8 protein-coding genes and 1 pseudogene are annotated in these 6,434 nt (G+C 69.8%); 4 read left to right on the plus strand and 5 right to left on the minus strand.

The features are described 5' to 3' along the window. The first annotated feature begins 6 nt into the window (after positions 1-6). The 3 genes from ACSMFO_RS39345 (at position 7) to ACSMFO_RS39355 (ending at position 3,425) form a co-directional block, all read left to right on the plus strand. Entirely contained in the window at positions 7-1,143 is a 1,137-nt protein-coding gene (locus tag ACSMFO_RS39345; protein WP_436462442.1) for a glycosyltransferase family 4 protein, read from the plus strand. A 319-nt stretch (positions 1,144-1,462) separates the two neighbouring features. Then, entirely contained in the window at positions 1,463-2,326 is an 864-nt protein-coding gene (locus ACSMFO_RS39350) for a glycosyltransferase family 2 protein (RefSeq protein WP_436462438.1), read from the plus strand. A gap of 58 nt (positions 2,327-2,384) precedes the next feature. Further along, positions 2,385-3,425 carry a serine hydrolase domain-containing protein gene (locus ACSMFO_RS39355; protein WP_436462439.1) on the plus strand — a complete coding sequence of 347 codons (1,041 nt, stop codon included), beginning with the start codon at positions 2,385-2,387 and terminating at the stop codon, positions 3,423-3,425. A gap of 59 nt (positions 3,426-3,484) precedes the next feature. On the opposite strand, the gene ACSMFO_RS39360 is transcribed toward ACSMFO_RS39355, so the two are convergent. Next, positions 3,485-3,985: a hypothetical protein gene (locus tag ACSMFO_RS39360; RefSeq protein WP_038519184.1), complete on the minus strand. Its 501-nt coding sequence runs from the start codon at positions 3,983-3,985 to the stop codon at positions 3,485-3,487. Between the two features lie 125 nt (positions 3,986-4,110). Further along, positions 4,111-4,563 (minus strand): adenylyltransferase/cytidyltransferase family protein, encoded by a 453-nt coding sequence (locus ACSMFO_RS39365; protein WP_350578852.1) that lies wholly within the window; start codon positions 4,561-4,563, stop codon positions 4,111-4,113. Positions 4,564-4,637: 74 nt separating this feature from the next. Here ACSMFO_RS39365 and ACSMFO_RS39370 point away from each other — a divergent pair, with 74 nt between their 5' ends. Next, positions 4,638-5,534 carry a DNA-3-methyladenine glycosylase family protein gene (locus tag ACSMFO_RS39370; RefSeq protein WP_038519179.1) on the plus strand — a complete coding sequence of 299 codons (897 nt, stop codon included), beginning with the start codon at positions 4,638-4,640 and terminating at the stop codon, positions 5,532-5,534. Between the two features lies 1 nt (position 5,535). On the opposite strand, the gene ACSMFO_RS39375 is transcribed toward ACSMFO_RS39370, so the two are convergent. The 3 genes and pseudogenes from ACSMFO_RS39375 to ACSMFO_RS39385 all read right to left on the minus strand — a co-directional run. After that, entirely contained in the window at positions 5,536-5,727 is a 192-nt protein-coding gene (locus tag ACSMFO_RS39375; RefSeq protein WP_360096432.1) for a hypothetical protein, read from the minus strand. Between the two features lie 9 nt (positions 5,728-5,736). Continuing rightward, on the minus strand, positions 5,737-6,087 hold the full coding sequence (locus ACSMFO_RS39380; protein WP_436462440.1) for a GntR family transcriptional regulator: 351 nt from the start codon (positions 6,085-6,087) through the stop codon (positions 5,737-5,739). A gap of 21 nt (positions 6,088-6,108) precedes the next feature. Continuing rightward, positions 6,109-6,434, minus strand: a pseudogene (locus tag ACSMFO_RS39385) (hypothetical protein); the annotation flags it as partial.

Genomic DNA, 6,434 nt, shown 5'->3' on the forward strand with positions numbered 1-6,434 from the left:
CCTCGCGTGCTTATCGACGCGACCGCCGTCCCCGCGGACCGGGGTGGCGTCGGTCGCTACGTGGATTCGCTGGTCGCGGCGCTGGACGAGGACGGCGCGCGGATCACCGTCGTCTGCCAGCCGCGGGACGCGGTGCTGTACGACCGGCTCGCGCCCGGCGCGCGCATCGTGCCCACGTCACCGTCGACATCGACCAGGACGGCCAGGCTGACCTGGGAGCAGGCGACCCTGCCCCGGCTGGTCCGCCGGCTCGCCGCCGACGTGGTCCATTCGCCGCACTACACGATGCCGCTGGCGAGCCCGGCCGCTTCAGTGGTGACGCTGCACGACGCGACCTTCTTCACCGACGCGGTCCTGCACTCTTCGGTGAAGGCGCGCTTCTTCCGGGCCTGGACCGCGACGGCGCTTCGCCGCGCGACGCTGTGCGTCGTGCCGAGCATCGCGACGGCGGCCGAACTGGGGCGAGTCGGCCAGGTACGCACGGCGGAACTGGAGATCATCCACCACGGCGTCGAACCGGACCGGTTTCATCCGCCGTCGCCCGCGGAGATCGAGGCCGCGCGCAAGGCCGTCGGACTCGGGAAGACGCCGTACGTCGCCTTCCTCGGCGCGCTGGAACCGCGCAAGAACGTGCCCGCGCTGATCCGCGGCTTCGCCCACGCCGTGATCGGCAGGCCGAACCCGCCCGCGCTGGTGCTGGCCGGGCAGCCGGGCTGGGACTCGCAGGTCGAACGCGCACTGGACGCCGTTCCGCACCGGCTGCGGGTGATCCGGGCGGGATATCTGCCGTTCGACACGCTCGCCGGTTTCCTCGGCGGCTCCGAACTGGTCGCCTACCCGAGTCTCGGCGAGGGATTCGGGCTGCCGGTGCTGGAGGCGATGGCGTGCGGCGCGAGCGTGCTCACGACGCGACGGCTTTCGCTGCCGGAGGTCGGCGGGGACGCGGTCGCCTACTGCGGTGTCGGCGCCGGAGACGTCGCCGCGGCCATCTCGGAGCTGCTCGACGCCCCGGCTCGTAGGGCCGAGCTGGCCGAAGCCGCGCTTCGGCGGGCGAAGGAGTTCTCGTGGGCGACGACCGCGGAGCGGCATCGTGAGGCTTACGCGAAGGCTTGGCACCGGCATGCGCAGCGGCGGGCGAGCTAGCTTTGCTGTCCTGAAGGCCTCCTTTGAGACGTTGGATGTCTCAAAGGGGACCTTCAGGACTCCCACGCTCGGCGGCCGGGCGGGGAGCAAGGGACCTTTGCTACCGCCGCACGGCAGCCTGCGTTCGAGAACAGCGGTACTCTCTGAACGCGAGGTTCCGGTGGGACCGAGTATGAGAGCTCGCGACGCGTCCGGACGGTCGTCTCGCGAGCTTTTCGCTTCATGCTCGACGCGGCCGGGCGGGGAGCAAGGGACCTTTGCTACCGCCCCGGTGGGGTGGGGCCGAAGTCGCGTTCGGTGACGGGTGGACAATGGCCGCGTGACTGAGCACCCCAGCTACGGCGACGGGATCGCCGTCGTGACCGTGACGTACTTCCCCGGCGAGACCCTGGAGAAGTTCCTCGACACCCTCGAGAAGGCGACGGACCGGGACATCCAGGTCGTCGTCGCCGACAACGACTCCACGGACGACGCGCTGGACAAGGCCGCCCGCCGGGACAACGTCAAGCTGCTCAGGATCGGCGAGAACGTCGGTTACGGCACCGCCGCCAACCGGGGCGTCGCGGAACTCGACGACAGCTACGGCTGGGTCGCCGTGGTGAACCCGGACGTCGAATGGGAGCCCGGTTCGCTCGACGCGTTGCTCGAGGTGGCCGGGCGCTGGCCGCGCGGTGGCGCCTTCGGCCCGCTCATCCACGATCTCGACGGCACGGTGTACCCGTCGGCCCGGCTGCTGCCGTCGTTCGGCCGCGGGATCGGGCACGCGGCGTTCGGCAAGATCTGGCCGGGCAATCCGTGGACGCGGCAGTACCGGCAGGAGACCGGTACCCCGGTCGAGCGCACGGCCGGCTGGCTTTCCGGGTCCTGCCAGCTGTTCCGTCGCGAGGCCTTCGATTCGGTCGACGGGTTCGACACGCGCTACTTCATGTACTTCGAGGACGTCGACCTCGGCGACAGGATGACCCGCGCCGGCTGGCTGAACGTGTACGCGCCTTCGTCCAGTGTCATGCACATCGGCGGTCACTCGACGTCGCAGGCTTCGGCGAAGATGTTGCGCGCGCACCACGACAGTGCGTACCGCTACCTCGCGGACCGTCACCGCGGTCTCCTGTGGAAGCCGGTCATACTCGCGGTGAAGGCCGGTCTCGCGCTGCGCCTCAAGCTCGAAACGCGCCGGAAGTAGCCGTTCCGGCCACCGGAATTCACGCGACCGGGTTCCTCGTCGTCGTTACCGTCGGTGCATGGACTTCGCCGCACTGGACACCTGGCTGACGGAACGCGCCGGGGAGGACCGCTTTTCCGGAGTCGTGCTGATCCGGCGCGGCGACGAGACGCTGTTCGAACACGGCTACGGCCTGGCCAGCCGCCGCTGGTCGGTGCCGAACGCGCCGGACGTCCGGTACGACACCGCGTCGATCACCAAGGTCGTCACCGCGATCGCCGCATTGCGGCTGGTCGACGAAGGCCGCTTGGACCTCGACCGCCCGATCGGCGAGATCGTCGACCTCGGCGGCACGGTGATCGCGGCCGGGGTGACGACGCGGCAGCTGCTCACGCACACGTCCGGGATCGCCGACGACGCCGATGAGGAAGCCGGCGAGAGCTACGAAGCGCTGTGGGTCGACAAGCCGGTGTACTCGGTCGTCGAGACGCGTGACCATCTGCCCAATTTCGCTTACCGGGCACCGAATTTCGCGCCGGGCGAGGGCTGCCGGTACTGCAATTCGGGCTACGTCCTCGCAGGGCTGGTGATCGAGGAGATCACCGGAAGGCCGTATCGCGACCACGTTCGGGAAGCCGTGTTCGACCGCGCGGGGATGACCGATTCGGGGTTCTTCGACCGGCGTGATCCGCAGCCGAGGGTCGCCGAAGGCTGGGACCCGATCCTCGACGGCGACCGGATCACCGGCTGGAAGCAGAACATCTTCAGTTACCCGCCGATCGGTTCACCCGACGGAGGGGCGTACTGCACCGTCGGCGACCTCGTGCGGCTTCTGCGGGCGATCCGCGAAGAACGGCTCCTGAGCCCTGAGCGCACGAAGGAGTTCCTCACGCCGCAGGTGCTCCACAGCAGCGGAGTCTGGTACGGCTTCGGCCTCGAATTCGTGCTGGCATCGGACGGTTCGGTGCGGCACTACTACAAGGACGGCGGGAACGTCGGCGTCTGCTCGCTGATGCGGCATTACCCGGCCGAAGCGCTGGACGTTGCGATGTTGTCCAACGCCACGTACGGCGGGGGAGCGGCGATCAAGGAGATCGATCGCGTGATCCGGATGCTATGAAAGGTCCTTTCCTTGCAAAATTTGCAAGGAAAGGACCTTTCATAGCGCGCGCGTGGGGGCTAGATGCCGTCCAGCCGGCGCGAAAGGTTCGAACGCCCCGAAGGATTCTGCTTCACCGTCGGCACCAAGCCGCCGACCTCGTTCTCGACGGTCTCCGGCTCCGGCTGCTCGATCAGCGGGCTCTGCACCGGAGTGGCGGGCGGCCGCCGGGTGAGCGGGGTCGTCGCCTGCGGGAGCGGTCTGGTCGGCTGCGGGGTGCCGGGACGCCGGGGATACGGCTGCGGCTGAGTCGAGCCTTCGCCCCGCGCCGGCGGCAGGTCCAGCCGCGTCGTAGGTTCGGGTCCCGCGAGCGGGTGGTCGTTCTCCGCGATCAGCGAAGCCGGTAGCTGAGTGGTCGTGTCCGGGTCCGACGAACGATCGATCTCGGCGACCACCGACCGGGGGATCTGCTGAGTGTTCGCGGAGTCCATCGGAGACGTCGCGTTGTCCGGTGTCACGACGAAGGCTCCACGCGCGCTAGCGCGTGCGAGCAAGGCGTCCGCCCGAGCACGGGGGTCCATTCCCCTAGGCCTCCCGACTGACCTGGGGCCCTCTGGGTTCAGGGCCGACTGTGTGTTGTCTAGGGTAGGCCCTAGGAGCGGCCGCCGTCAGCAGACCCGCGAACGTCGTCCGACAAATATCGGTGTCAGGCTTCCATGTCCGAAAGGATCCGGGTGCTGGAGTCGGCCTTGTCCGTGCCGCCGATGCCGTAGATCATCGAGATGTCGTTCCGGGCCCCTGCCTCGACCTCGTCGGCGGGCAGCTCGTCGACGTTGCGCCGGTCCCCGCCGTTGCAGAACTCGAGCTCCGTGTCCGGGTACGCCGCGCGGATCAGGTCGAACGACTCGTTGATGCCCGGCCCCTGCTCGACGGCGACGTACACGTCGTCGACGATGCGCAGCGCGCGGACGATCCGGGCCCGGACGTCCTCGACCTGGATCACCCTGCCCTTCTTGAGGACCTGCTGGTGATCGTTGTTGACGATGACGATCAGGTAGCCCGACCGTGCCTGAGCGGCTTCGAACAGGTCGAGATGGCCCTGGTGGAGCGGGTTGAAGTACCCGCTGACGATCGAGGCCTTCGCCGGTCGCTCGGTCATCGTCGCTGTCCTCCATAGGCTTACGGGTTCGGGTGGCCCGCCCACCCTAGCCGAGTGCCGGGTAGTTTCCGTGTGTGCGATTCCGTCCTGCCTTCGAGCTGGACCTGGACACGGTTCTGGGCCCGCTGAGCCGTGGGTCGCGTTCGCCCAACGTCGTCCGGACCGAGGCCGGGGTCACCTGGCTGGCCGTGAACACCGCGGACGGCGCGGGCACGCTCGCGCTGCTGCGGCGCGCGGACGGCGAGATCGAGGCGGAGGCCTGGGGGCCCGGCGCGGAAAGGCTGCTCGAAGGGGTCCCGGCGATGCTCGGCGCGCACGACGACGACTCCGGATTCGTCGCGCACCACGACGTCGTCGCGTCGGCTCGGCGCCGGAACCCGGGACTGCGCCTCGGCTCGACCGGCCGGGTGTGGGACGCGCTGGTGCTCGCCGTGCTGGAACAGAAGGTGACCAGTACGGAGGCCCTGCGGTCGTGGGGCGAACTGTGCCGCTGGTTCGGCGAACCGGCGCCAGGACCGGGGCCGTCACGGTTGCGCGTGCCGCCGACGCCCGTCGCCATCCGATCCATTGTGGACTGGAAATGGCATCGCGCCGGGGTGGATCTGAAACGGCGGACGACGCTGATCGCCGCGGCCCGTGTCGCGCCGCGCCTGGAGAAGGCCGTCGAACTGAAGGGTGTCGAAGGCCGGGCCTGGCTGCGGAAGGTGCCCGGCATCGGCGTGTGGACCGCGGCGGAGATCGCGCAGCGCGCCTGGGGAGACCCGGACGCGGTCAGCTTCGGCGACTACAACATCCCGTCGATGGTCGGGCACGCGCTCGTCGGCACGAAACTCGACGACGCCGGGATGTCGGAAGTGCTGGCGCCGTATTCACCGCAGCGGCAGCGCGTGGTGCGCTACCTCTCGACGGCCGGCTTCCGGCGGCCGAGGTTCGGGCCGAAGATCGAACTCCGCGACTACCGCGCGATGTGACTCAGTTGCCCCAGCCCTGCGGCGGGTAGGGCTGCTGCTGGCTCGGGTACTGCGGCTGCTGCTGCGGGTACTGCTGGTACGGGTACACCGGGGGCTTCGGCTTGTTGAGCGCCTTCACCAGGAAGAAGATCCCGACGCCGACGCCGGCGAGGAACAGGATGACGACCAGCAGCATCAACACGGAGACTCCCATTCGGTGAGGCTAGCCCAGGGCGGCGTCGACGATCGCCAGGGCCTCGTCGCGGCCGAGCCCCAGTTTCCTGGTCAGCGCGGCGTAGTCGGCGGCGGCCCGCCGCGCCCGCTCCCGGGTCTCGTCACCGACCGCGCTCACGAACGTCCCCGCCCGGCCACGGGTCTCGATCAGGCCGGCTTCTTCGAGTTCGCGGTAGGCCTTGGCGACCGTGTTCGGGGCGATGCCGAGGTCTTCGGCGAGTTTCCGCACGGTCGGCAGTTTCGCCCCGACGGGCAGCGTGCCGTCGTTGATCCGCTCCGCGTAGGCGGTGCGGACCTGCTCGAACGGCGGGACCGAAGAGTTCGGGTCGACCCTGACCATGCGGTTTTCTCCCTGCTGGGGTTACTGGCTGGGCGGGACCACCTGGGTCCGGTCGCCGCCGCCACCGGGGACGACCTGGGTGGCGTCACCGGACACCACCTGCGTGCGGTCGGCGTTCGCGGGCGACACGACCTGTGTGCGGTCGGCGTTCGCGGGGGAGACCACCTGCGTCCGGTCGGCGGCCGCCTGCTGCTGCGGGGACACGACCTGTGTGCGGTCCGCGTTCGGGTCGATCGGCGGCCCGGCCTGCGGAGGAGGCGGCGGGAAACCGGGCTGGGGCATACCGGGCGCGCCGAACGGGCTGGGCGCCGGGGCGCCGGGCGGCGGCGCGAAACCCGCCGGGGCCG

The sequence above is a fragment of the Amycolatopsis sp. w19 genome, assembly GCF_051373225.1.
GTDB classification, from domain to species: Bacteria; Actinomycetota; Actinomycetes; order Mycobacteriales; family Pseudonocardiaceae; genus Amycolatopsis; species Amycolatopsis japonica.